This window comes from Bacillus sp. AFS053548 (assembly GCF_002575105.1).
Classification (GTDB): Bacteria; Bacillota; Bacilli; order Bacillales; family Bacillaceae_G; genus Gottfriedia.
Genome location: NZ_NUHI01000006.1, coordinates 52,739 through 79,238, shown reverse-complemented (window position 1 = coordinate 79,238; position 26,500 = coordinate 52,739). Strand labels below are relative to the sequence as shown.

At 32.0% G+C, this 26,500-nt stretch carries 34 protein-coding genes; 9 read left to right on the top strand and 25 right to left on the bottom strand.

The features are described 5' to 3' along the window. Positions 1-29: 29 nt before the first annotated feature. A complete protein-coding gene (locus CN946_RS04165) occupies positions 30-1,193 on the bottom strand; it encodes an iron-containing alcohol dehydrogenase (RefSeq protein WP_098429306.1) in 1,164 nt (387 codons plus the stop codon). 58 nt (positions 1,194-1,251) lie between these two features. Next, positions 1,252-1,839, bottom strand: a complete 588-nt coding sequence (locus CN946_RS04160; protein ID WP_098860025.1) for a GNAT family N-acetyltransferase — start codon at positions 1,837-1,839, stop codon at positions 1,252-1,254. 196 nt (positions 1,840-2,035) lie between these two features. Between CN946_RS04160 and CN946_RS04155 the strand changes: the two genes are divergently transcribed. The 3 genes from CN946_RS04155 to CN946_RS04145 all read left to right on the top strand — a co-directional run bounded on the left by CN946_RS04155 (position 2,036) and on the right by CN946_RS04145 (position 4,075). Next, positions 2,036-2,245, top strand: coding sequence for a CDGSH iron-sulfur domain-containing protein (locus CN946_RS04155; RefSeq protein ID WP_069033382.1), 210 nt, complete (start codon positions 2,036-2,038; stop codon positions 2,243-2,245). 141 nt (positions 2,246-2,386) lie between these two features. Beyond that, a complete protein-coding gene (locus CN946_RS04150; RefSeq protein ID WP_098860024.1) occupies positions 2,387-3,451 on the top strand; it encodes a processed acidic surface protein in 1,065 nt (354 codons plus the stop codon). Positions 3,452-3,454: 3 nt separating this feature from the next. After that, positions 3,455-4,075, top strand: a complete 621-nt coding sequence (locus CN946_RS04145) for a class D sortase (protein ID WP_098860023.1) — start codon at positions 3,455-3,457, stop codon at positions 4,073-4,075. 60 nt (positions 4,076-4,135) lie between these two features. On the opposite strand, the gene CN946_RS04140 is transcribed toward CN946_RS04145, so the two are convergent. The 3 genes from CN946_RS04140 to CN946_RS04130 all read right to left on the bottom strand — a co-directional run bounded on the left by CN946_RS04140 (position 4,136) and on the right by CN946_RS04130 (position 6,326). Continuing rightward, positions 4,136-5,035: an aminoglycoside phosphotransferase family protein gene (locus CN946_RS04140; RefSeq protein ID WP_176547200.1), complete on the bottom strand. Its 900-nt coding sequence runs from the start codon at positions 5,033-5,035 to the stop codon at positions 4,136-4,138. Positions 5,036-5,208: 173 nt separating this feature from the next. Continuing rightward, positions 5,209-5,703 carry a DinB family protein gene (locus tag CN946_RS04135; RefSeq protein WP_098860021.1) on the bottom strand — a complete coding sequence of 165 codons (495 nt, stop codon included), beginning with the start codon at positions 5,701-5,703 and terminating at the stop codon, positions 5,209-5,211. Between the two features lie 176 nt (positions 5,704-5,879). Beyond that, positions 5,880-6,326: a BclA C-terminal domain-containing protein gene (locus CN946_RS04130; protein WP_098860020.1), complete on the bottom strand. Its 447-nt coding sequence runs from the start codon at positions 6,324-6,326 to the stop codon at positions 5,880-5,882. Positions 6,327-7,030: 704 nt separating this feature from the next. Here CN946_RS04130 and CN946_RS04125 point away from each other — a divergent pair. Beyond that, a complete protein-coding gene (locus CN946_RS04125) occupies positions 7,031-7,327 on the top strand; it encodes an antibiotic biosynthesis monooxygenase family protein (protein WP_098860019.1) in 297 nt (98 codons plus the stop codon). 578 nt (positions 7,328-7,905) lie between these two features. Here CN946_RS04125 and CN946_RS04120 read toward each other — a convergent pair. From CN946_RS04120 to CN946_RS04075, 10 genes are all read right to left on the bottom strand, one after another. Beyond that, on the bottom strand, positions 7,906-8,442 hold the full coding sequence (locus tag CN946_RS04120) for a hypothetical protein (protein WP_098860018.1): 537 nt from the start codon (positions 8,440-8,442) through the stop codon (positions 7,906-7,908). Positions 8,443-8,459: 17 nt separating this feature from the next. Beyond that, on the bottom strand, positions 8,460-8,771 hold the full coding sequence (locus tag CN946_RS04115) for a hypothetical protein (RefSeq protein WP_098860017.1): 312 nt from the start codon (positions 8,769-8,771) through the stop codon (positions 8,460-8,462). Positions 8,772-9,153: 382 nt separating this feature from the next. Beyond that, the gene (locus tag CN946_RS04110; protein ID WP_098860016.1) at positions 9,154-9,627 is read right to left on the bottom strand and encodes a DUF2975 domain-containing protein; all 474 of its coding nucleotides are present in this window, start codon (positions 9,625-9,627) and stop codon (positions 9,154-9,156) included. 793 nt (positions 9,628-10,420) lie between these two features. Further along, positions 10,421-10,831: a hypothetical protein gene (locus CN946_RS04105; RefSeq protein ID WP_286133811.1), complete on the bottom strand. Its 411-nt coding sequence runs from the start codon at positions 10,829-10,831 to the stop codon at positions 10,421-10,423. A gap of 421 nt (positions 10,832-11,252) precedes the next feature. After that, positions 11,253-11,654: a nucleoside 2-deoxyribosyltransferase gene (locus CN946_RS04100; RefSeq protein WP_098860015.1), complete on the bottom strand. Its 402-nt coding sequence runs from the start codon at positions 11,652-11,654 to the stop codon at positions 11,253-11,255. A gap of 206 nt (positions 11,655-11,860) precedes the next feature. Beyond that, positions 11,861-12,700: a Cof-type HAD-IIB family hydrolase gene (locus CN946_RS04095; protein WP_098860014.1), complete on the bottom strand. Its 840-nt coding sequence runs from the start codon at positions 12,698-12,700 to the stop codon at positions 11,861-11,863. 347 nt (positions 12,701-13,047) lie between these two features. Continuing rightward, positions 13,048-13,263 carry a DUF2922 domain-containing protein gene (locus CN946_RS04090; RefSeq protein WP_056475532.1) on the bottom strand — a complete coding sequence of 72 codons (216 nt, stop codon included), beginning with the start codon at positions 13,261-13,263 and terminating at the stop codon, positions 13,048-13,050. Between the two features lie 17 nt (positions 13,264-13,280). Next, positions 13,281-13,505: a DUF1659 domain-containing protein gene (locus tag CN946_RS04085; RefSeq protein WP_098860013.1), complete on the bottom strand. Its 225-nt coding sequence runs from the start codon at positions 13,503-13,505 to the stop codon at positions 13,281-13,283. A gap of 79 nt (positions 13,506-13,584) precedes the next feature. Next, positions 13,585-13,917 (bottom strand): YolD-like family protein, encoded by a 333-nt coding sequence (locus CN946_RS04080; protein WP_056475525.1) that lies wholly within the window; start codon positions 13,915-13,917, stop codon positions 13,585-13,587. 85 nt (positions 13,918-14,002) lie between these two features. Further along, the gene (locus tag CN946_RS04075; RefSeq protein WP_098429314.1) at positions 14,003-15,265 is read right to left on the bottom strand and encodes a Y-family DNA polymerase; all 1,263 of its coding nucleotides are present in this window, start codon (positions 15,263-15,265) and stop codon (positions 14,003-14,005) included. 164 nt (positions 15,266-15,429) lie between these two features. Here CN946_RS04075 and CN946_RS04070 point away from each other — a divergent pair, with 164 nt between their 5' ends. After that, on the top strand, positions 15,430-15,624 hold the full coding sequence (locus CN946_RS04070; RefSeq protein ID WP_098860012.1) for a YqzH family protein: 195 nt from the start codon (positions 15,430-15,432) through the stop codon (positions 15,622-15,624). A gap of 46 nt (positions 15,625-15,670) precedes the next feature. Here CN946_RS04070 and CN946_RS04065 read toward each other — a convergent pair whose 3' ends face one another. The 3 genes from CN946_RS04065 to CN946_RS04055 all read right to left on the bottom strand — a co-directional run bounded on the left by CN946_RS04065 (position 15,671) and on the right by CN946_RS04055 (position 17,101). Continuing rightward, on the bottom strand, positions 15,671-15,970 hold the full coding sequence (locus tag CN946_RS04065; protein WP_098860011.1) for a DUF2653 family protein: 300 nt from the start codon (positions 15,968-15,970) through the stop codon (positions 15,671-15,673). A 22-nt stretch (positions 15,971-15,992) separates the two neighbouring features. Continuing rightward, the gene (locus CN946_RS04060) at positions 15,993-16,421 is read right to left on the bottom strand and encodes a hypothetical protein (RefSeq protein ID WP_098860010.1); all 429 of its coding nucleotides are present in this window, start codon (positions 16,419-16,421) and stop codon (positions 15,993-15,995) included. A gap of 77 nt (positions 16,422-16,498) precedes the next feature. Beyond that, positions 16,499-17,101, bottom strand: coding sequence for a metal-dependent hydrolase (locus CN946_RS04055; RefSeq protein ID WP_176547199.1), 603 nt, complete (start codon positions 17,099-17,101; stop codon positions 16,499-16,501). Between the two features lie 333 nt (positions 17,102-17,434). Between CN946_RS04055 and tatC the strand changes: the two genes are divergently transcribed. Beyond that, entirely contained in the window at positions 17,435-18,163 is a 729-nt protein-coding gene (tatC, locus tag CN946_RS04050; protein WP_069033400.1) for a twin-arginine translocase subunit TatC, read from the top strand. A gap of 55 nt (positions 18,164-18,218) precedes the next feature. Here the strand turns inward: tatC and CN946_RS04045 are convergent, their stop codons facing one another. Together CN946_RS04045 and CN946_RS04040 are read right to left on the bottom strand one after the other, a co-directional pair. Then, a complete protein-coding gene (locus CN946_RS04045; RefSeq protein WP_056475504.1) occupies positions 18,219-18,536 on the bottom strand; it encodes a hypothetical protein in 318 nt (105 codons plus the stop codon). Between the two features lie 289 nt (positions 18,537-18,825). Then, entirely contained in the window at positions 18,826-19,215 is a 390-nt protein-coding gene (locus tag CN946_RS04040; RefSeq protein WP_098860008.1) for an FtsB family cell division protein, read from the bottom strand. A gap of 429 nt (positions 19,216-19,644) precedes the next feature. On the opposite strand from CN946_RS04040, the gene CN946_RS04035 reads away from it, so the two are divergent. The 3 genes from CN946_RS04035 (at position 19,645) to CN946_RS04025 (ending at position 21,152) form a co-directional block, all read left to right on the top strand. Continuing rightward, positions 19,645-19,989, top strand: coding sequence for a YojF family protein (locus CN946_RS04035; protein WP_056475499.1), 345 nt, complete (start codon positions 19,645-19,647; stop codon positions 19,987-19,989). Positions 19,990-20,005: 16 nt separating this feature from the next. Then, positions 20,006-20,686: a bacillithiol biosynthesis deacetylase BshB2 gene (gene bshB2, locus CN946_RS04030; RefSeq protein ID WP_098860007.1), complete on the top strand. Its 681-nt coding sequence runs from the start codon at positions 20,006-20,008 to the stop codon at positions 20,684-20,686. Positions 20,687-20,771: 85 nt separating this feature from the next. Further along, the gene (locus CN946_RS04025) at positions 20,772-21,152 is read left to right on the top strand and encodes a VOC family protein (RefSeq protein ID WP_286133810.1); all 381 of its coding nucleotides are present in this window, start codon (positions 20,772-20,774) and stop codon (positions 21,150-21,152) included. 53 nt (positions 21,153-21,205) lie between these two features. On the opposite strand, the gene CN946_RS04020 is transcribed toward CN946_RS04025, so the two are convergent. The 5 genes from CN946_RS04020 to CN946_RS04000 all read right to left on the bottom strand — a co-directional run bounded on the left by CN946_RS04020 (position 21,206) and on the right by CN946_RS04000 (position 26,367). Further along, positions 21,206-22,351: an ABC transporter permease gene (locus tag CN946_RS04020; RefSeq protein WP_098860006.1), complete on the bottom strand. Its 1,146-nt coding sequence runs from the start codon at positions 22,349-22,351 to the stop codon at positions 21,206-21,208. Position 22,352: 1 nt separating this feature from the next. Further along, complete coding sequence (locus CN946_RS04015; protein ID WP_098860005.1) at positions 22,353-23,477, bottom strand: ABC transporter permease; 1,125 nt, start codon at positions 23,475-23,477, stop codon at positions 22,353-22,355. A 36-nt stretch (positions 23,478-23,513) separates the two neighbouring features. Continuing rightward, a complete protein-coding gene (locus tag CN946_RS04010) occupies positions 23,514-24,449 on the bottom strand; it encodes an ABC transporter ATP-binding protein (protein WP_098860004.1) in 936 nt (311 codons plus the stop codon). A gap of 156 nt (positions 24,450-24,605) precedes the next feature. Then, entirely contained in the window at positions 24,606-25,709 is a 1,104-nt protein-coding gene (locus CN946_RS04005; RefSeq protein WP_098860003.1) for a sensor histidine kinase, read from the bottom strand. 16 nt (positions 25,710-25,725) lie between these two features. Next, the gene (locus CN946_RS04000) at positions 25,726-26,367 is read right to left on the bottom strand and encodes a response regulator transcription factor (protein ID WP_098860002.1); all 642 of its coding nucleotides are present in this window, start codon (positions 26,365-26,367) and stop codon (positions 25,726-25,728) included. Between the last annotated feature and the right edge of the window lie 133 nt (positions 26,368-26,500).

Sequence of the window (26,500 nt, the reverse complement as noted above, 5' to 3'; positions counted from 1 at the left end):
AGAGTTATTTCTCTGTCCAGTTTTTATTCTTAAAGAGCTGCCTCTAAAATTTTCAATGCATCTTCTTGATCTAATTTTTTGAAGTAACCGAATGGACCGTATTTAACCGTTTTAGCAGCCATTTCAGGTAGTTGCTCTTTTGTAATACCGTACTCACTTAAACGACTTGGCGCACCTATCTGGTTCCAGAATGTACGTAAAGCTTTAATACCAGCTAATGCCCATTCTTCTTTTGACATTGATTCTTGCCTAATATCAAATACTCTATCTGCAAATTGACAGAAACGATCAACATTTTCGCTCATTACATATTCCATCCAATGAGGGAAAATAATGGCTAATCCTCCGCCGTGTGGAATATCTGTTACTGCAGAAACTGCATGTTCAATATTATGTGTAGCCCAATCACCTTGGACACCCATACTTAAGATCCCATTTAATGCCATCGTACCACTATATAATAGCGTTTCACGCGCTTCATAATCATCCAATTTCTCTACTGCGATTGGAGCAGTTTCAATTACTGTTTTTAAAATCCCCTCACAGAAACGATCTTGAATTTTTGTATTCGTTCCATGGTGGAAATATGACTCAATAACATGTGACATTATATCCACTGATCCGTAAACTGTTTGATCACGAGGAACTGTAAACGTATTTTGAGGATCTAGAATTGAAAACGTTGGGTAACTAAATTTACTTCCCCAACCTAATTTTTCATTTGTTTCCCAATTTGTAATAACTGACCCAGCGTTCATTTCTGAACCCGTTGCTGCAAGCGTTAATACTGTTCCAAATTTTAATGCATCTGTTGGGAATGCTTTACGAGTAATAACATCCCAAATCTCACCATCAAATTTCGCTCCAACTGCGATAGCTTTTGTACAGTCGATTACAGAACCACCACCAACAGCTAAAACAAAGTCAATATTTTCGTCTTTACAAATTTGTATACCTTTATGAACTGTTGATAATTTCGGATTTGGTTCAACTCCGCTTAGTTCATAAACTGTTTTATCAGCTTCTTTAAGAATGCCTACTATTTGATCGTATAGGCCATTTCTCTTAATACTTCCACCACCGTATACAAGTAAAACATTCTTTCCAAAGCTAGCAGCCTTTTCTTTTAACTTTTGTACACTATCTTTACCAAATATTAATTCTGTTGGATTTGCAAATGTAAAAAAATTCATATGTATCCCTCCTATTGTTCAAACTTAATTTTAACTTAAACAATCGAAAGGATGCATCTTAAACGACTTTTGTTTCGAATATTTTTTCATTTATTGGGAACACTAAATAATCGTATGAATGATTCATAATAAATCTAACTTTCTCATATTTAAATCCCACTTTTTCATATAGTCGGCGAGCAGAAGGTTTGTCTTGATCTACATTTAATGAAACTCGTGAAATCCCTTTGTTTTTGGCAAAAGAAAGTAATCCTTCTAATAATTCAGTTCCAATTCCTTTGCCTTGATAATCTGGATGCACTGACAATGTATCAATATAAAAATCTTCATCATCTGCTTCCTTATCTACTTTTACATTTTGAATATTTAAATTACGACTTATTATTTCAAGCATTTCACGATCAAGTACTGATAGTTCCATGGAATGGTAGGCTACAATCACTCCTACTACTTTTCCTTCAATTTCTTTAACTAAGCAATTATGGTAACTTAGTCGATTTTGTTCAGATTGAACATAATATTCTAAAATTGGGGTTGCTTGTTCGTATGATGATGTCCCTGTTAACATAAATACAATATCTTCAATCGCTTGTACAATTAGAGGGACAATTTGTTTGGCATCTTCTTTTTTTGCTATTCGAATCATGAATTGTCACTCCTTAACTTAAATTTTTCTTAGTTTATCTTTAATATTTTTTAGGATAAAAAAAAACAACCTTTTCATTTTATAATAAATCCATGCTAATTTCATGTTAAAAATTAATACTTTATTAAATTACCCCATTTATTTTAACATAAATGTAATATATAATAATTCTAAGATGTGTAGGAGGAAAATTAATATGTCTGATGTTCAAATTAAGGTTTTAGATAATGGTCCTTTACGTGTCACTGGCACGGTTGAGTTAGTTGATGCTGAAGGGAATACATATCCGCAAAAAGCAGCTTTCTCATTATGCCGCTGCGGCATGTCAAGTAAATTACCATATTGTGACGGTACTCATAAAGGAAAATTCGAATCTGTCGTTCGAGCTCCTAAAGAATCAGAATAATTTTATTTTTCTGGCGCCGATTATTGAGCAATTTTAAATAATCGGCTTTCTTATGCCCTCATACCTTTATTACCTTTGAATCATTCATAAAACCGATCTAATCACATTTACATTTAGGGAATGTACTAAGGGGGAAACAATATGAAAAAGGTATTAGCTTCAGTCGTTTTATCTGCAGCATTAGTATTACCAGGTGTAACTGCATATGCAGCACCAAATGCAAATGAATTAAAATCTTATTTAGTTAGTATCGACCTAACTCAACAACAATTAGAGGATTATTTAAATTCTTACTACGGTGAGTCGATCTCTGATTTCGATTCAGTTGATGAGTTGAAAGATACTTTAGGTGAAAGACTTACACAAAAAACTTTAGACGATCTTTTAGATGAGTACGGTTACACTGAAGATGAAATTATCGATCTAGCAGTTTACTATGATGATATGGACAAAAATGCATCATTACTAGATACGTATTATTTTACTTCTGATATCGAAAACTTAATTTATTTAGATGAAGATGAGTCAGGTAGCGGTAGCGAAGATGATTTCCCTTCTATGGATGATATTTCTAGTGCTCTTACTGAGTTTGGAATTACTCAAGCAGAAATTACTAACCTATCTGCTTATATAGAAAAAGTTGTGAATGACGACCCTGCTGTTGAAGCAAAATTAGAAGCATTAGGAGAACGTGCATCTGCTTTAGAAGAAAATTATCCTGAATTTTTCTCAATGGATACTGAGACTGCTCCAGAAGAATTACCAGCTGAATTAAAAGTAGAATTAATGAATATCGTAAAAGAGCTTCAATCTACTTTAAAAATTGATATTAAAGTTGCAATTGAACAAAATGGCGTTAAAACTCCTTTAACTTTTGCTAAATTACTTACTATGGATGATTCTATGGATTCTATGGAAAATATAAAAGTATATTTAGAGATTTATGATAACGCTGGTAATCTATTATTAGACGCTTTATTTTCACCAGATGAACTTATTGGTGATGACGAAATAGTAGATATCGTTAAAGATACTCAAAAAGCAATTAAAAACCCAAAACCAACTAAATCAACTGTTACAGTAAGAACGGAAAATGGCGGTAAACTTCCAACTACTGCAACTCATACAACTGAATTGACAATGGTTGGTATGGTAATGATGTTAGCTGCTGTTGTTTTACGTAAAAAGGTAATTGTTAAACGATAAGCTATGAATCGTAAACGAAAAGTTATACTTATTTTTTCAGCACTCCTTTTTATTGTCGGATTATTTTTTGCTACAACAAATGCTTATTCTTTAATCAAAACCTATGTGCTGTACAAACAGTCTAAGGATGATTTCAAAAAAGAAATCAAAACAGAAACAGCAACTAAATTGAAGCAAATTAAAAGAGACGAACCGCTTTACAAGACTTATCCTAAATTTGGCGATGAAATGGGTACATTAACGATTCCTCGAATTTCTGCAACTCTACCAATCTTCCACGGGACAGATGAGGATGAGCTTGCAAAAGGAATAGGTCATTATGCTAAATCTGTGATGCCAGGTGAACGAGATAATAGTGTTCTTGCTGGACATCGAGATACTGTATTCCGTGAGCTTGGCAAAGTAAAAGTGGGCGATCCGTTAATAGTTAAAACTTCGGCTGGTACATTTACTTACAAAGTTCATAAGATTCGCATCGTTGATAAAGATGATCGCACTGTTATTATCCCAAAACCAAGACCAACTTTAACGGTAAGCACTTGTTATCCGTTTAATTTTATTGGACATGCACCACAGCGTTATATACTTGTAGCTGGTTTAGTTAAATCAGAAGTAAATAAATAAACAAAAAAATGCTTACTATTTAATAGTGAGCATTTTTTTATTACTAGTTTCATATTTTCATTAATTTTCTAGTGCAGCCCAAAACTTTTCGTTATTTAAATTACGAACACTCCATTGGTAGTGTCCATCACTGCAAGTTTCCGAAAAGAAATTTGCCGAATAGATACTATAAAAGAGAACGTACAAATGTATTGTAATTCTAACCTCTTCGCCTAATCGATTAACTACTTTATTTAAATATTTTTCTAGCTTTGTTTCACCCAATTCATCATATAAATCAAATAAAATCCAGCTTAATGCAACATCAAATAATGGGTCTCCATATAACGTCATTAATCCGAAATCAATTACACCATTAATTTGTCCATCTGCATTTACTAATAGATTTGATGGATAATAATCACCATGTACTAATGCATATTCCCCTTCATATCCAACCGAAAATGCATCCATTAATCGTTTTAATTTCACTTCGTAATCTAATACATCTCTTCTCAAATAATGATCTACTTCTGTATTCTTTCTTAGTAACGATTGTTTTAAAAAATCGTTCCAGTCCTTTGAAGAAATTTCATCATAATCACTTAATAATTTGATACCTTTAAATTGTTTTTCTAATTCAATCCTTTGAATACTTAATATTGTAGATAGATAGTTTTCAAAGAATAGATCTAATTCTTGCTCATCATAATTTGATAAATCCTTTTGAATATTTCTACCTTCAATTCGTTTTTCAATCGTTAAAACAACGTCCTTCTCTTTTATAATCTCGTGAATTTTTGGTAATTCAAAATTTGCATCACTAGAGTTCATTGACTCATAAAATTGCTTTAATATTTCTAGCTTTGAATAGGCGGTTGGTTTATATAATTTTAAGACTCTTTTTTGATCATAAGAGTAAACTTCTGCTTCTTGTCCCTTTCCTAAAAAATTCGCTTCGCTTATATTGTACTTTTTCAAAATGTAACCCCTAACATTTTGTGTGATCATCTTTTCTTCCCCAATTTCCCTTATTTATCTTTTTTTCAATTCTATTTCCATTAATTCCTACTTCTTCCAAAATAGCCTACTATTTCTTATACGGCAATATTAATTATTTAATGATTTGTCTGTTTATTATCCATATTAGCTTCCTACTCTTCTTTTGATACCCATGAACCTTGTGCTTTTCGTATGTAGAGGATTTGCCCGATATGATAAGCATTATGAGTACATAGATTAGATAATGCTCCCCACCAAATTGCATCTACTGGAAAATTTGGAATTTGTTCATAAAGCCTGGATTCATCTGCTTCTTTTATAGCTTGCTGCCAATTCGCTAAATTTTCATCTAACCGTTTAACAAGCGCCTGCCAATCTTCTTTTGTTAAATTTTCTATTTCCCGAAAAGTTGAGGCATTACTTTCAATTACTTCAGTTGGTATTTCTCCTTTAAATCTTCTCAACCACCGTTCATTATAGAAATACAGATGGTATACGATTTCACCAATCGTATGAGTAAAATCATTTTGTCTCCAACTTATATCATCTAAACTTAAATTCTCCAATGCAACACTTAAAGGCTGAATCCAACTTTCAACATTTCGGCAGACTTCTAATTGATCTAATAGAAACTCTTTTTTACTCATAGATCATTCTCCCTTGTTAATTTTATACTTTACGATATGTACTTTCGTGGTTATTACTAGATTCACCTTTATTACTTTATGATTTTAACTTATTAAAAAATGCACTACTTTTTAAAAGCAGTGCATTTTTGTAACAGAATAGGGAATTTTTTGAGGAGTAATGATTAAATCTTGTACTAATGAACTCTGAATAGATTGATTGTTGCCCCAGCGCCTTGTAACAACTTAACATCTCCAACAAAGTCAAACAATTGAAGTGAAATTGTATCTCCAGCGTCTAATGGTAAGATCAATTGGCTACCGTAAATGGATCTATTCACTTCATTTACGATTGCTGATGCATTTATAGGTCTACCATTTACTAATAGTCTTGTAGATACGTCTAATAGTGCATTTAAATTCACTGTGTAAGTAATAAAATAATTACCTGGTACCTCAACTGTTAGTCGATCATTTGCTTGATCAATTGTAATTCCTTCACCTAAATACTGAAATGATGGAAAAGTTACAATTGTACCTTCTTTTATAACGGAAACTGTTCCACCACTATTCGTAACAAATGCAAAACTTTCGCCAGGAGGTATTGGTGGAAAATGATGTCTTGGCGGTCTTGGATGTCTCATACTATCACCTTTTCTTATTATTAGACATAATTCCTCTTAGGAGTAACATATTAAAGGCTTGTCTATATATTTTATTAATATGAAAGTTTTTTCTTTTCGTTACAGCATGTCCACTAGTTTTTTTATTTTTTTTCAATTTTATTAGATTAAAAAAAACTTAGCCATCATCAGACTAAGTTCTTTTAAAACATATGTATTGCAAAAGTCTATGACCTCTCTAGTACATTTACAATCCGATTTAATAGTTCATTTTGCTTCTTTAATTCCTCGTTTCGGATTTTAAATAGTTTATAGAAGTAGTAGATTACTATTATAAGACATACAGGAATTGCTACGTAAAAAAGCAACATAATGATTGGAATTATACTTAAGGTTGCATCCATTTTAACCTTCCACATCCTTTATAGTTTATATTTAGATTATGTTAGTCCACACAATCTTTATGTCTATAAAATAGGTTGAAGGAAAAATTTGGATACAAAACAAGCTTTATCAATAAAATAATCAAAATGTTTGCAGTTCTTCACCGACAAATCGTCGATCATGTAATAAATTATTGCATGCATTAGTTGAAGATCACGAGCCACTGTTGTGGCTTATTTTTATTAAAGTAAATGGCAGGATATTGGAATAAGGATACTTAAAGGTGAATAGTAAAATTTGTTGAATAATATACTTTGAATCTAAATAATTGGGGTGATGTAATGATATTGGAAGCTGTTATGCTATATGTTAAGGAAGGTATGGAAGAACAATATGAAGAAGCTTTTCGAGGTGCATCAAAAATTATTTCTTCCATGAAAGGGTACGTATCACATGAATTACAACAATGCATGGAAGTAAAAGGGAAGTATTTATTACTGGTGCAGTGGGAGACATTGGAGGACCATACAATTGGTTTTAGGCAATCTTGTGAATACCAAGATTGGAAAAAGCAACTTCATCATTTTTACGACCCATTTCCAACAGTGGAACATTTTGAAATGGTGAGAATTTTATAGATGTTTCTTCAACTACCATGGAAGTGCATTAAAAACTCCCATTCACTGTTGTGAATCTGAGGATTCATGTTTGGCTAACGCATGCTTTAGTTGTTTAATGCGTGGAAAAATTTCTAAAAAAGGCGTATGACTAAAACAATTAATATTAATTTTTATATTAGAATATTACATTTCTTGTTTTAATTTTTTACCAATATCACCTATTTTTTTGAGAAACTTATTCTGTGAGTTTCTCTCTTTTTATAAGCTTGTTTGTCTTTGCCTAAAATATAAATTAACCCCAAAAAGAGAATCCCTTGCTGGAGGATTCTTTGTCCGGCATCCTAAAAAGATGCCGGACTATAGCGTCTCATGTTTAGTACTTAAATCGTACATGTAGATATCAAAATTCCCTTTTTGCTCACCCTCCCAAAAAATTCTGTTTCCATTAATATATGCAATAATTTGATCGAAACTATTTGTCGTTATTCAATTATTCTCCATCACAACTTTGTTTTTAGATTTATTCGGTTTATTTACGTATCTAGCAATGTCATCGCCTCTTTGCTCTGCTACCAAATTTCCTTTACTATCGAATATTAGTTCCGGTCGTCTAAGAATGACTTAAATACCAATAATGCGTAATGATCTTTCACTTCCATAACTTTATAGTCATCATGATTAGCCCTAGCTTCACCCAGCGAGAACTGATCATGTTTCGATTGATTGGCAATAGCGATATATTGAATTTGAGAAGATTTAGCGGTCTGGATGGCAAATATATATTGCTCTTTACTATCTACGTAACCGCTGTATACGAAAGGACAATCCTTATTAATCACAAAAGGAGAGCTGGCACTATCAAACTGATACAGAAAACCCTGCTTTTTTTTGATTAAAGCAACACCAAACCCTTCATTCTCTCCACCCTCTTCAGGTCTATATTTTAATTTAAACTTATACAATATGACCTCTCGACCATCTCCAATCTCTTGGGAGCGGATGATTTTATCAGAGCTTGCTAAACCTGCTGCATTTTTCTTATTGAAGTGCAAATCAAATACTCCCCCTGTATAAGGCTCTAATAATAATAAAAAGGGAAGATACAGACAAGCTATCAAAATAACTTTTTTCATTCTGATTCCCCATTTTGTTATTTATTGTTTAATTCTAAAAAAACAATCCAGAAGATCCCCCAGAAAATCCAAAAGAAAGGTATTACATTTAACCATCTGATAATCTTATATTTACCAAGTCCAAAGCATATCCATGAGATTACTGCGAGTAGTACAAATGTTAGAATAAAGCATGGATATGAATAGTAAGCGAAATAAATAGGCATCGTTATAGTAGCGCCATCGAAATAGAATCCAGTTGCCATTGATGGATAGAATCCGATCAAAGCTAATATGACGTATATAGCGTGCCAAAGAATCATTCTCTTTAAGACCTTTCCATTTCCCATCTCCCTCTCCTTCCAATAATTTTTCATTTCTTTCTATTTTAATATTTGATATTCCTTTGCTAAGAGAAATAGAATCTCAGATAATAATTACATTTTTTTACCAACAATGCGCCTCTAAGACGATGTTTTTTATGTGCTGAATATATTCTTCTTCCTTGAAAACTTTCTTAAGTAACTTTTATTATTTGCTCATAAAAAAAGAAGCACTAAGGGCTAGAAAGTGCTACTTAAAGTAGAAAATATAATTTATCCTTATTGAATTTTAGTACAATAAAAAAGACCGCCGAATGATATTATCCCCTATTAATTTTCCAAGGAAAAAGAATACAGTTCCATTATCATTTTTTGCTCATTGGTAGAGAAATTAATAATAAAGTTATATCTATTTTTTATCTAGGAAATTTTTTAATGGCTTTTGAAGTACGTCCACAATGGCTGTTATGATACTTGTTGCTAAAATACCCATCAGACTTAGCGATATAGGACCTGCTGCATCATCTCCTGTTATTTTAGAAATCATCTTTAAGCTTATTATCATTAACACAATGAAGAAAATGGCTGTAAAAGCACACTTTTTTATAACCTTCAAAGATTTAAGAGATAACTCGGAGAAAGCGTTGTTCTTTTCGATATAGGTTAATAGTTTATATACTTGATACAACGTAAAAGAAAATGTAATACAGATTCCATAAGCACATACTAAGAGGGGATATAGCGAGTAATCCCCACCTGGATGTGCTTTTATATCTTTAATGGTTAATACAGGCATCCAATAAATACACAAAGTAAACACTGCAATTCCAACCAGAAAAATAATGACCTTTAAGAAAGTGGCAGAACCTCTTCTAACATTCATTTAAAACACCTCACTTGTAATAATAATACGACTTTAACGCATGTTTTATTGTTTTACAATAAATTTATATCTTTTTTTATTATATTATTATTGTTATTGAATATCTTTTAATTTTAAACCAAAATAAAAAGCATTTCTCATTACAAGGAAATGCTTTTACTTTAAAATATAAAATTTACAATTTGTTAACAAAACTGCTAAATACAGAAATAGGAACTAATTGATCAATTAGCTCCTAAGTTTTGCTTTTTGCCAAATCTCAGTAAATGTTACTTGATATGCTTTTTCATTATTTATGTTCTATCTGTTTATTTTTTCTAATTCGTTTCTTATTATTTTGTTTGTCTAAAATAAATAAACAAAAAATGGCTAAAGCATTAATTATAATTGCAACAAATAAAAATATAATATAATTCATATATACTCCAATAATTTTTCATCCGAATAATAATAAATAACTTATAAATTAATCTCATATTTCCATATTTTCACCTTAAATTATAATTTTTCCAAACAATCATAGTTGAAAGATGCTAAGATAAAGATTAAAAATTTGTGATTTTCTATAAGTTCCTTTTTACCATATCTTAATTTCATTATAATTAATAAATTTTACCAAGAAAAATTAGATATTCTTATTTTTGAATAAGGAAGTACTTTAATACTAACCACCTGATATTAAAATGGGAGCCGAAAGATCATCGGCTTCCTTGATTTGTTCAACTAGCGCATGCGTTAGTTGCATAAGGTTTTCACGTTTTGTTTTTGAATTTATTATTATCAAATTTAATATTTAAGAATTTCCCCTAACCATTTCTTCAACATAAATTAAGAAATTTGGATAGGCTGAGTTTCCTTCTAAGAATTGTGATACCACTAATAAAGGTGATATAACTACATCTCTTTTTTTAGAGTAAAGAACAGTTTGTGGTTTGAAACAGCTATATACTCCATCAAGTATGGAAGAATGATTTATAACAGAGTCAAATTCATACCAGTAAAAATCCTGTTTGATTTTAACTTTAATGACTTTACCTATATATGCACCTATTCGAAATACAAAATTGTCTAAATGCTCAATCAACAGTTCATTTCCCACTTCAGTATTCATTAATCTTGTAATATACAAATCAATATAACGAATGCTTTCGATAGAGAAATCTAAATTTTTTTTTAGTAAGGTTCTCTTTGTCCCAATAATCATCTGAAACATCCTGATACATTAGTTTTGCGATTCCTTTTAGATCGTCTTTTACTAATTTTGATTTTCTAATGAAACTAATACCCGTAATTCCCAAAGAAAAACCTAATGCCACAGAAAAGGATGTAAAGACATTTAAACCATCTTTAAAAATTGCGTTTATTACTAAATCCCCTATAAATAAAACCAAAAAATACATTAAAAAACTATATAACCGTTTCATTTTTATCCCTTCTGAGAAAAAACTTAGCATCATAATTTTGTAATTTAATATTATTCAATTCTCAATTTCAACAGAAATTTCTCCATAATTTCTAAAGTAAATAATCCCATTTCCTATGCAACCTTGTTCAACTAAACTGCCATTTTGTTCAATAATAAACGAGCCACTTTTGTGATTCGTGATCTTCAACTATCGCATGCGTTAGTTCAATACTTTTTTTGATTTAGACTCTATACTTGTCACTAAATCTTCTATTGTACCAAAGCATTTTTCGATTTCAGGCAAATGGTAAAATGTACTCGTAGTTTCAAAATTATCTACTTCTTTGTTTGGTGAATATAAATAGACTTTTTTACCACTTCCAAGAGCGATACCTAATTCAATATGGCTTCCTTTTCCTGCTGGAAACAAAACAACAACAAAATCAGCTTTAATTACAGCTTCCTTCTCTTTTTGACCTATTACTTTTAGTTCTTCAAGTGTTGTAACGTTTTCATTTGTTGTCCAATCATATGTATTAATGAATCCTTTTTCTATTAAAATTTTACTAACATACCTAACCAATTCCATATTTTTAAGACTTGATGCAAGATAAAACTTCATTATTTCCCCCTCCTTTTTATTCTAAATTTTATCATAAATTCGAATAACTCTTTTTAAACTATCCTGCCATTTAATTAGATAAGGAAAATCAACATCGACTTTAGCAGAACCAAAGAAAATCAGCAAAATATCCCATAAAAAAAGGGAGTTCAAAAGTACCTTGACTTTTGAACTCCCTCTATTGCCGGTCAACAAACTGAATTTAATTAACTTTGCTTCAATTTTTGTTTTTGATCTAAAAAATGATAGATTGCATGGGCTACTCCTGCTTCTTCATTTGTTTTTGTAACAAATGTACAGTAGCTTTTTAGTTCTTCTTTCGCATTTCCCATAGCTACTGGAAAACCTACTCGATTAAACATAGAAACATCATTAAAACTATCTCCAATTGCCATGCTCTCATTTAAATCTACTCCAAGGATTGGTGCAAGCTTTAATAATGCCGCTCCTTTACTTACATTTGCTGCATTAATTTCAACGTTATTTGAGCCCGACGAAGTAATTAGTAGTCCCTCTTCTTGCATTAGTTTTTGACGAATGCGACTAATAACCTCTTCATTCTTGGAAAGAAATAATATTTTATATACATCAAGATCATTAAAATCTTCAATAGAAGAGTAAGTTCGAACCTTTCTTAAAGTAGCTGTCACTTTGTGTGTCTTGCCAGTTTGCTTATCAGTAAAAAATTCATCATATAGTGTATCTCGACACTTTGTAAATGATCCTTCACTAGTACTAATAATAAATGTTTTATTTTCCGCTTCACATATGCTTAAGGCTTTCGCAAAAATTTCTTTATCCATTGAATCGTTGTGCAAAATTTTCGCTTCATAGTCATATATTTGAGAGCCATTTAAACAGACAATTGGACAAGTTAGACCAGCTTCATCTAATACTTCCTTTGCACTTTCATACATTCTACCTGTAGAAATGACAACATGGATTCCTTCCTTTTGTGCCGCCCTGATGCTTTCAATATTTTCCATTGGTATTCCATTCTTACCATTTACCAGTGTACCATCCATATCAATTGCAATTAGTGCCATGTCGTTCTCTCCTTTTCTACTATTCTCTTATAATCTGAATGCTAACTATTCCCCAATTCTACTAAAGCATTCTTATTACAATTTAACTATTTTCTATTTTATGATTTCATTCTTTATTATTATAACGCAAAAAAAGACCTTCTGCATTCAGAAGGTCTTTAGACTGCCCGCCAACCGCTCGCTTTCTTCGTTACTTCGCCTGTCTGCGGTGCTCATTACCGTCTATGGTAACTCCGCGCCTCGAAAGACAAGCGCTTGCAATCAGTCTAATTAAGTTTTTTGTAATTCATCTACATAAATTTCAGAAGGTCTAAAAACTGACTACAAAACTCTTTCCCTAATAGAGCTTATAACTCTATCTCAATAATCTCCTTACCAACCAAGCGTGCGCCTTGTTTGGCTACGACAATTCCACTTGTAGAGGTGAATACGTTGTTTGCTACAATTTTATCCATTACTTGATTGATTAGTGTTGGATTAACTGGAATTGTTGGATTGTCTACTGTTAGCGTAACAACCTTTTCGTTTTCATTCAAAAATTTGAGTTCTAATGTTTGAATCATATCGCTTTCCTCCTTTTTTATAAACTGTTTAAAAGTAGTCCATTGCTTAATACTTCTAGCTCTACTAACGGTAGATCTTGCAATGATGCTAAGGCATTACCGATTTCACTTAGCTTCACTAAATCAATATCAACTCGGACATTTTTATATGCCTTCCTCTTGATAATGATTTTTCCTTGTGCATCTTTTCCTGCATGTAAATTTACATACAATGTTAGTTGTTGAGTAGCAATTTGTGCCATTTTCAACTCCCCCTTTCGATGTATATGTACTTAAAAAAGGGGGGATTTTCGTTAATGGTTAATTATTTTTTTGGACTGTTCAAGATCCAATCTTCACATCCACAATATCACTTAATAACAGCTCCATATATCCAGCTTGTTCTTCATAAATAGATAACCTATTTTGGTGTAAATTAATTTTCCCTATTTTTCCTTTTACATTATGGTGATAGTGGTCTTTATAATAAGTAATTTGTACACTTTCATCTTCGTGAATTGCCTGTTGAAGATGACGGTTCATTTCCTCTAATAGTTGTTCATCTACATCTTTTTGTTGTTCATAATTTTGTGATACTTTCCAATCACGAAGCATTTTTACATGTTCTGGTAACATCATTGACGTCCATTTAATTGTGCCACGGTCACGAATCATCGGCATTCTTCTCCTTTTCTTCTCTTTTTACCTTAGGTAGAACTAGTGGCTTTCACTTGCAGGGGAAAAGGACAAAAGGAAATTTTTAACCTTTATGTCCACCTACCAGCTTGCTTCGGGCAAGTGCTGTTCCTCCTTCCGCATAAGAAACAGCCCAGAGGAGCGAAGATGATCCGTATTTTTTTCGGACTGCGTCCATCACATATCCTAAATTGCGCTTTTGAGGTTTTTTCTGATCAAACAAATTTAACTGCATGATTTCATCACTTACAATATTCGAAAGAGAAATGAGAATTTGCCGAACTGTCTTCCCTTCATAATATCGATCAAATAGTTTTGTACAGATTTCATACAAATCTGAAGTAATATTTGTAGGTTCATCCATTGTAAACGCATGTGAAAATCCTCCACCGAATTCTTCCCGACTATATCCAATTCCTAATGTAATCGTACGCCCTGCCTTTCTAGCATTACGAGTTCGGCGTGCAACCTCTTCACACATTTCACGAATAACAAATTTAATTTCTTCGACTTTCGTATAATCTCTCATTAATATTTGGCTTTTACCAAAGCTAATTTGTCCGTTCATTATTGGCGCACCTAGCTCAGATAGATCTACTCCCCACGCATGATGATATAGTTGATTTCCCATCACTCCGAATTTCTTCTCCAGCAAATGAAGAGGATATTTCGCTAACTGTCCTACGGTAAAAATACCCATTGTATTTAAAGTTCGTTCGGTTCTTTTACCGATTCCCCACATTTCACTAAGAGGACTCACCTGCCATAGTTTTTTTTCTACATCTTCATAAGTCCACTCCGCTATCCCATCTTTTTTTCCTTCTAAATCTAAGCAGAGCTTCGACAAAAGCATGTTCGGTCCAATCCCAATCGAACAAGGTAATTGAAATCTTGCCATAATCTCAGTACGAATTTTTTCGGCAATCTCCCATGCATCCCCCCATAATCTCTTCACTCCATCCACCTTTAAAAAACATTCATCAACACTATATACATGTAGATCCTCTAAAGGTGCAAATTCATTTAATAACTTTACTATGTTCGTTGAGATTTCTAGATATTTTGACATTGAAGGATTTACAATTTTGATTCGCGGATCTTTTGGTATTTCAAAAACCCTTGATCCTGTTTTAATCCCAAATTCCTTTTTTAATCGCGGAGAAGCTGCAAGTACGATACTTCCTTCCCTCTCCACATCTCCAACAACTGCTAAATAACATTCTAATGGATCTAATTCGAGCATGACCGCAGAACAACTTGCATAAAAGCTCTTCATATCGATGCATAATATCCGATGATGTGGTAACTCTTCATAACAAATGCTCATACATATCACTCCGATTTTCCAAAAAATAGCAGAACTAATGTTCTTATTTTTATTATAAACATATATTAAACGAATATACGTTCGATTTCAATAAAATTTTTTCGCTAGGAACAATACAAAATTTTAGCTATACTAAAATTAGCTTAAGGGAGGAAAGACTAAAAGTGGATGGACAGTTTGTAAAGCAGATGATTAAACGAGCGTTAATGCAATATAGAGGAGAACACGAACAGTGGATTACAGCTGATATGCTAGATAAACTGTACGAACAAATCGTTACCGAACAATTAAATGATGACCGTGAATTACATGAATTAGTACAAGATATTGTTTACGAATACGTAACGAATTATGTCTAAGCAATCGAAAAAACCCGAGAAAGAACAGGACGTTCTTTCTCGGGTTTTATGAATAGATAAATGATATTTCACTCGTAATTCCATCTTCTTCATCAAAACCAATAATGATTTCCATTGCATAGGATGAAAAACGATGAATCTCTTCCAAGTAAAAACCAATTGCGTCAGATATTTGTTGCTCAAAATACAATACGTTCCGATAATTGGCCGAGACTTGGCAGCTTACCCCGTCATTCTCATCAAATTGAAACTCAATTTGCACACTTTCTGGGCGAATCCCTTCTAAATCAGCCACATATACACAAATTGCATTGGCAACATCTTGTTCATCAAAATAGATCTTCACAAGTCACCTTAAAAGGGGAGAGTTAATATCGGTTTCTACGAAAAATTTTCTTAATAAACCAAATAATCACTATTATTACTAAAAAATCTAATAGTAATCCAAAAAATGAAAAACCAAACTGCTGACCACCATAGTAGCCACCAAATGGGTTTAGCATCGATCCAAAAAGCGAGCCTAACCCAAATGCACCTGCATACCCTAAAAAATTCCTTCCTGGACTTCTATACGATCGATAGCTCGACCTAGGTGCTGTTGGTCGATAACTTCTATTAGAACGATACGATCTCCTAATTGCAAGATGCGTTGATGGTTGTTTGCTAGAAACAAAGGAATTAGTATTTACTTTAATACGTTGATGGTTATACGTATTACTACTTGCATCAACCGGGAGTGACAAAGCAAGCATAAAAAACAAAATCCACATGGATATTAGAGAATTTATTTTTTTCAATATCGACCCTTCTTTCATCATCACATCTTTCTTAGTATGGATCTTTTTTAATAAAAAAATGTGACAATTAAAGAGGTCTATAACCACTTAATTCTTTGTTTTGTAAACAACTGATCCGCTAATAGGTGAGAAAAATAACCGACTGTACCAGCTAACCATAATCCATTTATCATTAAGTCTTTTTGCAGCAAATAACAAATTCCACTCCAAACTGCTAAAAAGTAAAGAGAATGAGTAGGTCCACGATGCTTTAATCTCGAAGAAACAGCAATAAATAATCCAAGCGCAAAGATTGACCAATAACCATAAAAGAAAAACCAACCAATAATTGCAATTAATATGCCTGTTAACATTAATATTGTTTTTAAATTCCGTAACCAGCTAACACAAACAATAAATAATATGAGAATACCTACTGCATAAATCCATGATCCAGAATAAATTAACTTCCCTGTCTTCACAACAATAAATAATGTAACTGCTAAAAATAATAAGCTGAAAAGAACTTTTAGCGGCATTGAAACTTTTTTTGTTAATGAACCATTATGATGATCTAAATCAGGAGCCAAACTACTGATTGCACCAACTATAAGTGGCACGGTCATAGAATCATTTTTTGTTGCATACATTGTGACACCAGTTGCAAATAATCCTACAATTACATGACTTTTTCCATCCAAAACATATACCATCCTTATCTTACATACTCATACTTTTATTATAGTCGGATAAGGTTAGTTTTCATATGAATAAATTAACAAATGATGGTAATTTAAGAATAATTAATGTCTTTATATTCATTGACGATTGTTCTTTTTTCTGACAAAATATAGGAAGCTCAATATTATAGAAACTAGTCGATTGGCGAGCCTTTTAGGCGAAGACTAAAGACGTAGTTGCACCTACACTTTATTCCTAGAATTGGCTACTATATCGAGTAATCGACATCGCTAGCTAATTAATGCTTTTTAAAGTGTAATAAAATACTTTCACAGTTTGCTTTGGGGGAAATTATGCAAGAAAAAGAAATGAGTGTCATTGACCATTTAGATGAGCTTCGAAATCGAATAATAAAAGTTATTGTTGCATTCGTTATTTTTTTAGGGATTGGATTATATTATACGAAAGCTATATTCAATTTCCTTGTTCAAGATTTGCATGGAAAGCTTCTAGCGCTTGGTCCAAGTGATGTCCTTTGGATTTATCTAATGATTGGTGGAGTATTCGCGATCGCGTGTAGTATCCCTGTCATAGCTTACCAAATATGGGCGTTTGTAAAGCCGGCCTTGCATGTAAAAGAACGAAAAAGCACAATGCTTTACATACCAGCTTTATTCTTATTGTTCGTTTGTGGATTAGCATTTGGCTATTATTTCATCTTTCCAAACGTTTTAAAATTTTTACAAGACATCGGAGAAGACTTAGTAACAGTTACATTCACAGCTGAACGCTATTTTAGTTTCTTATTTAACTTAGTTGTTCCTTTTGCGTTTTTCTTTGATTTACCAGTCATTATACTATTTTTAACAAGTATCGGAATCGTATCACCAGCATTTTTAAGAAAATCTCGACGATTTGCATATTTTATCCTTATTATTATCGGAACAGCAATTTCACCGCCTGATTTTGTATCTGATATGATGACAAGCTTACCATTGTTAGTTATATACGAATTAAGTATTCTTGTTTCATCAATTGCATATAGAAGACGTATTAAACGCCTACAACATGAATCGGAATAAAAATAAAAAAATGGACAGCAATTAGTATGCTTGTCCATTTTTTTTTGACTAATCCTTATAACAAAATATGTGATGTATACAAAGTAACAACTAAACCTGAAAAACTATAAATTAACGATGCTTTAATAGCAATTTTTCTTTGAAAATCTTTATGTAAGTCATTAAATTCTAATCCAGCAGCACGCAACCATTGATACCGCTGCAGAGGAGTATAACTTACTTTTTTAGCTGTTTTCCAGTAAAGGAAGACCGTCGTAACGAATCCTACCATAATAGCAATATTACTAGCCGATGAATCCGAGAGAACACTAACAAGGAACGTCAAAATTACTTGTACAATTAAAATAGCAAAAACGTAAATGAACTTTTTCATGTTAATCCTCCTTATTTAAGCTTATTTAAATTATAACAAAGATGTATTTTTCAGAATAGTAAAAATTTTGTAGAATCCATGGGTAATTAGAACTGAATAGACAACAAAGTGATAAGAGAAAGAGTCTGTTTATAAGAGAAAAATGTAAATTATCTGAAAAAAACCTATACCCTTCTTCCTATTTAAGTTCGTACGTTCGACTTTAAATTTGCATAAATCGAACGTTAGTTCTATAATAAATATAGAAAAAAGATTCCCACGTATATGAGAATCTTTAAGTTATTAATTGTTAGTTTGAGCTGATATCATCTTTCGATTTCGGCACAATGATGATTGTTTCTCCTTTTTTAGAGAACATGTATTGATCACGAGCATAGTTTGCTATGAAATCCGGATCATTTAATAGTCTAATCTGTCTGTTTAAATCTTTTTCAGTTTTAGCTACTTTTTTTTGTTCAACATGTAATGTTGAAAGTTCATGTTGCTTTGCCGAAGCGATCTTGTTTTGACTATACATATATATTCCAGATGCGACAATTAAAGACAAAAATAATGTTGTCAAAATGATTCGATGGATTCGTATTGTTTTTCTTTTTTTAGTCTGCGGAAATTGATTACGAGAAGGCTTGTTTAATTCTTCTCTTTGTGGATTATATAGTTTTCGCGCTTCTGCCTTCACGTTAAAAACCTCCTTTTAAAAATATTATTCTACTCTAGTTTAACAAGTAATATCTTTTTAGAAAAGAAAAAAAAGGTAAAACAAGTAAAAATTTGACTATTTTACACTAAAACTCGTCTTTTTTGTCGAGTTCTAGTCACATATATTATCAATAAAAAAGGATACCATTAATTACCTCATTTTCTTATTTTTCGAATATTTTAAATTTTTTTAACAAAAGTGGTTGACGAATATTTTCCCATCATGTATATTAAATATAAATTAACTGAATATTTAAACAGTTAAATTTTAGTAATCATGTTATACACATCCCCCCAATCCCTATCACCCAATTAGATAGGGATCTTTTTATGTTCAAAATCACAAGCCAACAAATTACCAATTTAGGGAAAGTTGGATTATAATACTTTTTAAAGGAGGTACGAGAAAATGCAAAAATTAGAAATTGGTGCTGCTCAAGATGCACTTCAAAATTATATAAATCAAACAGTCTATTTACATTTAGAAACTACAAATGGTGCATATGCTAATCACTTTAATGAAAAAGTAATGACGGTAAATGCCTTTATCAGAAATACGAAAGTAATCATTAGCCGTGCTACGATCACAGGTAAATACCCATACCGTGTCGGATTAAAGCTTGAAGAAGGCTGGGTTGTTGCAGAAGGATTAACTGATTTTGAAGTTGATGACCAAGGTCGCCTCCTACTAGCGGGTCATAATGAGGATGGAAAGCTTGCAATCGCTATACATTTAAGCTATACGCCATTTTAAGAGAGGAGCACTAAAAATGAGTCAAAAACAAGAAAAAGTATTACTTGTGTTCCCTCACCCTGACGATGAAGCTTTTGGGGCTGCTGGAACGATTTCGAAGTTTACAAATAAAGGGATTCCCGTTACATACGCTTGTTTAACATTAGGAGAAATGGGACGAAATATGGGAAATCCATTTTTCGCAACAAGAGAATCACTTCCTACAATACGTAAAAACGAATTAATCGACGCTTGTAGAGAAATGGGAATCCAAGATTTAAGAATGCTAGGATTCCATGATAAAACAATTGAATTCGAAGACCCTGAGGATGTAATTAGTCCAATAAAGGAAATCATCGACGAGATTCAGCCAACTTTATTAATTACTTTTTATCCAGAACATGGTGTCCACCCAGACCATGATGCAACTGCAAGAGCTGCTGTTGAAGCAGTTCGACGAATGGATAAAGAAGATCGCCCAACAGTATGGTGTATCGCGATTACAAGAGAACGCTTTGAAGTTTTAGGGAAACCAGATATCGTGAATGATGTAATGGATGTTGCAACCCAGAAACTAAGAACAATGAAAGCACACCGTTCTCAAACAGAAGCGATGCTAAAAGACGTTGTAAAAATCGAAAAATTTGAAGATATACCTGATGATCGATTAAAATCATTTTTTGCGAAGGAATCATTCTATACCTATCAGTTTGAATAAGCACTTGCCAAAGCCAATGTAAGAAGGTAAAAACCTTATATATGTAGAAAGAAAAAGAGATTAAACTATTCTGGAGGTTAATGAAATGTTGAAAATGAGGTATTTAATTTTATATGTTTCAAATCTAGAAAAATCTCTTACTTTCTATACTGAGTCTTTAGGCCTTCCTATTCGTGGAAATCATGGTACGTATGTAGAATTAGATACTGGCAATACCGTACTTGCAATGATTGAACGTAGCAATGTTCAAGAGCTTACTGGATTAAATTATAAAAATACTGAGGCATCCTCCCAAACCTTTGAAATCGGATTTGTAACTGATGATGTGCATTCTATAATAGAAAATTTACGAACAAAAGGTGTAAACATCATCAAAGAACCAATTACAAAACCATGGGGTCAAACAGTAGCATATGTAGCAGATCCAGACGGTCATTTTATTGAAATTTGTAGTTCAATGGACTAATAAAATAACTTAAAAATCCATCTCTGAAATAAAGAGATGGATTTTTTTTATATCTACACAAAATTTCTAGTAGAACTATTACGACTAAACTTATAGATAGCGATTAAGAAAAATGCAGCCGCAAAAACTAGAAGGATTAAAATATTTAAATATAAGCTTCCTAAACTACTTCCTTGTTGCAACTTCGTCAATGTCTCTAACGTCCATCTTTGTGGAAGAAAATCCGCAATTCTTTGTACTGATGATGGCATAATCTCGATTGGCCAGAAACAACCGGAGATCATAACAGTTGGAACAACGATTAAGTTCTGCAATGCTCCAGATGATCTTGAACTATTAGAGAAGGCCACAATCATTAATGAGATTCCGACTGAGACCAAAGCAAAAAGCATCATAACAATTGCCGCTTCCCAAAATGGAATATGAATATCGATATGAAACACTTTAGTCATAAAGAGGAGCGTAATAATTACTTGGAGCGTCATTACAATCATATTTACTACAACATTTGAGAAAATATATTTTCTAGCATTAATAGGTGCTGACAAAAGTCTGTAGTAAATTCGATTTTCTTTTTCCTTTAAAATAATTTCAGAAAGATTCCCTGCAGACATTAACATAATCATAATCAAAAAGCCTAAACTATATGTCGTCATATTTTCAGATTGAGATGAATCTGATAATGTTTTTGTTGCTACCTTGAAGCTTGCATTTTGGTAATTAGAATACATTTGATTAAATTTAGTTTGGTCTGTTTTTGCCACTCTACTAATAGCTGAAACATTGTCGATATAATTGTATAAATAAGATTTTACAAAGCTCGTAATTTGAGCACCTTTTATAGAAGATATTTGAATATGATTTGGATTACCAGAACGTACACTATCTGTAAAACCATCATGAAACGAAATAACACAATCAAGTGATCCTGAAGCAATCTTATCATTGGCATCAGAATTGTTTATTATTTCAATTCGAACGTTATCTAAGTGTTCTAAAAACTTAATCGTATCATTTGCAATATATTGATGATCCTCATTGACAATCCCAACATGAACGATTGTTTTATTGGAACCACCATAAGCTAGAAAGGAAATAAAAATTCCAATTAGAGGCACTAAAATATACATAATAATATTTTTCTTATTTTTAAAAGTAGCTCTTAAAGTATTCGAAATTAGCCAAAAAACTGTCTGCATCCTACAGCCCCTCCCTTCTTTGTAGAGAAATAGATGCAAGAAATAGGAATAATAAAGAAAAACCTATATTAAAGACAAGCGCCGGGATTGCAGCTGACAAGTCGTTTGCATAAATAATTTTTGTAATTGCAGTATTAACCCATGTAAGTGGTGAAAGCTGAGTAATGAATTTTAAAATCCCACTAGTATCGCCCAGTTTAAAGTAAGCTCCACCAAAAAATGAAGATAGCTGAACAACAATCATGATGATTGCTCTAGATGATGCATTAGATTTCGTTATATAACTTACAACTAACCCTAAACTAATTGATAGAAGAACTTCCGTTAGTAAAACAATAAAGACTAATAATAGATGGCTACCCCAGTTGGCTTTAAAAAAGAATTTACTGAAATAGACAACTACAATAATGCACAGAAAGTTAGCAACTAAACTTCCAAGTATTTTTCCTATAAAAATCTCAAACTTGGAAATAGGAGAAACAATCAATCGATCAGCAGTTTTTCTAACTCTTTCTCCTGTAATCAATTTACTTGCAGACATAGCTGCATAAAGAACAATCATAGTCGTCATTGCAATCGCGTAATAATCCATCGAACCTGGCTGTTTATTTGATGCAATCGACGTGTCCTTAATATAATCATCATGAGAATTACCTAAAAAGACTTCTTTAACTTTAGTTGGATCGACTTTTGCAACTTCCACGCCAACATTATATTTATCTACAAAAGAAGTTAACATTCCTTGAATAACACTACCCTCAACACTGTTTCCTTCATTTATATAAAGCTTAATTCCGTTATCTTGAATAGAAATATAGCCATCATAATGATTTCGTTTAACTTCATTCTCTCCATTTGTATTACTCGCAGCTTTTTTAAAATGAATTCCAGACTTTTTCGTACTTTTAATTAATTCGTTAAAATACTGCGAAAACTCACCAGTTGTTGATTGCTCTTTATATAAAACATGCACATCTTTAATTGGGACTGATGTTGAAAAAGCATTTGAAAGTGAAGTACCTAAGACAAGCATTAAAATGATTGGAAATGCTAACATAAAAAATAAGTTCCTTACATCTCGAAAGTCACGCTTAATTTCCATGAAAGCAATATTAAAAATATTCAAGCTAATTGCCTCCTTATAAAATAATTTTCCATAAAGTTAATCACGTAAATTTCGACCTGTTAATGTAAGGAAAACAGTTTCTAAGTTAGGCGCATTTTCCTGTAATGAACTGATTTCGATTTCATTATTAATAAAATGTTGAATGATTTTATTTAAATTATTCACACCATTATCTGAAGTAATCGTAATAACATTATCTAAAATATGAACGTTCTCAACGCCATTAATCGCTTTAAGCTCCGTAACATCAATATTTTCAGCCGTTTTAACTTCAATTCGAATATCCTTTGTATTCGTAATAATCGATTTAAGCTGTTCCTTTGTTCCTTCAGCGATGATTTTTCCATGGTCAATAATCGAAATACGTGAGCATATTTCTTCAACTTCTTCCATGTAATGGCTCGTATAAATGATTGTACAGCCCATTTCATTAAGCTTACGTACACTATTAAGAATATAGTTTCGTGAATGTGGATCAATCCCAACAGTTGGTTCATCCATAATAATCAATTTAGGTCGGTGTGCAATTGCACACGCAATATTTAACCTTCTCTTCATTCCACCAGAGAAATTTTTTGGATATTCCTTAAATTTATCTTCTAACCCTACAAATTGTAAGGCTTCTTCTACTCTTTCATTTAATTCCGAACCTCTTAAACCATATAGTCCAGCGAAAAATCTAACATTTTCATAGGCAGTTAAATCTTCATAAATAGCTAAGTCCTGAGGTACCATTCCAATATTCATTTTTGCGAACTTACTATTCTTCTTACTGTTTTTACCTAGGATTTCTACCGTACCTTGATTACTTCGAAGTAGCCCAGAAATAATATTAATTGTCGTACTTTTTCCCGCTCCATTTGCTCCAAGAAATCCGAAAATTTCTCCTTCTTCAATTGATAAAGACATATTATCTACTGCTATAAAATCCCCGAACTTTTTAGTTAAATTTTTTATCTCTAAAACTTTCATCCTCTCACCTCTTAAGCTTTTTAGTATGATGCTATTATAAGCAAAAGGGTGAACTAATATCAGTGTATTAGTTCACCCTTTTCACATGAGAATATTCATGTTTTTATTTAGGCAAAATCATGTTGGACTTAATAGAAATTCATATCACATGTGAAATTATTGGATTGGAAGCAAAGTTGTAACTGAAAAACCATCATGACCATCCACTATTATTTTCCCGTTTATAGCCGCTGTTCTCTCTTCCATCCCAATGATGCCTAAACCTTTTTTAATTTTCACTTTCCCTTTACCATTGTCTTTTACATTTGTTTTTATCATTTTATTCATGACATGTATTTCAATCGAAACCTCTGTAGCATTTGCATATTTCATCGTATTTGTTAAAGCCTCCACTACATTTTCTTGAATTACTTTCCATTGAATTGGCGTAATATGGTCGAGATTTCCTTTATAGACAAACAATGTTTTTAAATCATGCTTGGCAGAAAATTCATCTATGAATAATTTCATATGATGAATTCCCATTTGTTCAGTTGGAGGCTTCATATTTTTTAAAGTAAGTCTTATGTTTTCAATTCCGTCCTTTGAAATATTAATCGCATTTTGAAGCAATTCTAATGCTTTATCGTGATTAGTACTCATTAAATGTTTAGCTGCTTCCATTTGATATAGTGCACCTGTCATTGAATGCCCTATTTTATCATGTATTTCTTGAGAAATACGATTTCGTTCCTCCAATTTAAAGGTATATTCCGATTGCTCAATAAACTCATTATGGTTATTTATCTTTTTTGACAGCTTTTGAATCGTACTCCTCATTTTGTCAATTTGATCTTCTTTAAACCGTAATCTGGTGTTATACAAATTAACAAGCGAAAAAACGATAAAACTAAATAATGAAATTAATCCATAAATAGGCTGTAAAGAATTAGATAAGTAGAAAATTGGAAGTAGTGCAAGATAACAACCAATCCATTTTTTCGAAGTAAAAAAAGAAACAAGCTCTAAGATTGACATTGGCAGTAGTAAAAGAAATAATGGCTGAATCTTTAAATTGGAATAGACAATTAAACAAATTGATAAGATTAGTAAAAATTTTATAAACGATCTATTTTTTATTAAATAAAGACTAATATTTAAACAAAAATAAACAAGTAATCCAAAAAGTACCCAAGAGAAATTAGGAATTTCTTTTTGAATACAAATTAGAGCTATATACAAGATAACAGAAAGCTTATTTAAAATAATCCAACGCTCCATATGTAACTCCTTCGCGTTAGTCTACTTTCCCAGTAATATAGAAAATAGCAATTTGTGTACGATGTTCTAGCCCAGTTTTTCCGAGAATTGAAGTAATATAATTAGCAACTGTTCCTTCAGAAATATAAATTTGCTTAGAAATTTCCTTATTCGAAAACCCTTTTGCGATTAAAGCCATTACATCTAACTCTCTTTGAGTAAACAAACTCGTATCTATTTTCGTATCTGCCGTCTTCGCATTGCTTGCTAAATTCGTTCTAATTTTATCCAGTACTAAATCTTGCATGATTGTATTTCCATGATAAACACTTTTGATTGCTTCTCGAATTCGTTCTGGATCATTATTTTTTAATAAATAGCCCTTTGCGCCATTTTTAACAGCATCAATAATGTACTCATCATCATCAAAAGTCGTTAAAATAAGTGGCTTTGTGTTAGTTTGCTCGGAAATATGCTTCGTAGCTTCTACACCATTCATATTTGGCATTCGAACATCTAAAAGTGCAACATCTACTTCATTATTTTGACAATATTTTAACGCTTCATTCCCATCATTTACGGTTTCTAATACTTCAAACTCTTCATAAGAACTCAATATGATTTTAAGCCCTTCTCTAATAAATGAATTATCATCAGCAATAATTAATTTTATTTTCATTTGAATAGAGGGAGAAAATTTCTACCTCGTTTTCACATCCTTTATTCCACGAGTTATATTTCCATTATATACCACTAATGATTAAATACCATGAGAAGAGAATGATTAATCTTATTGATTTCACAAAACAAAT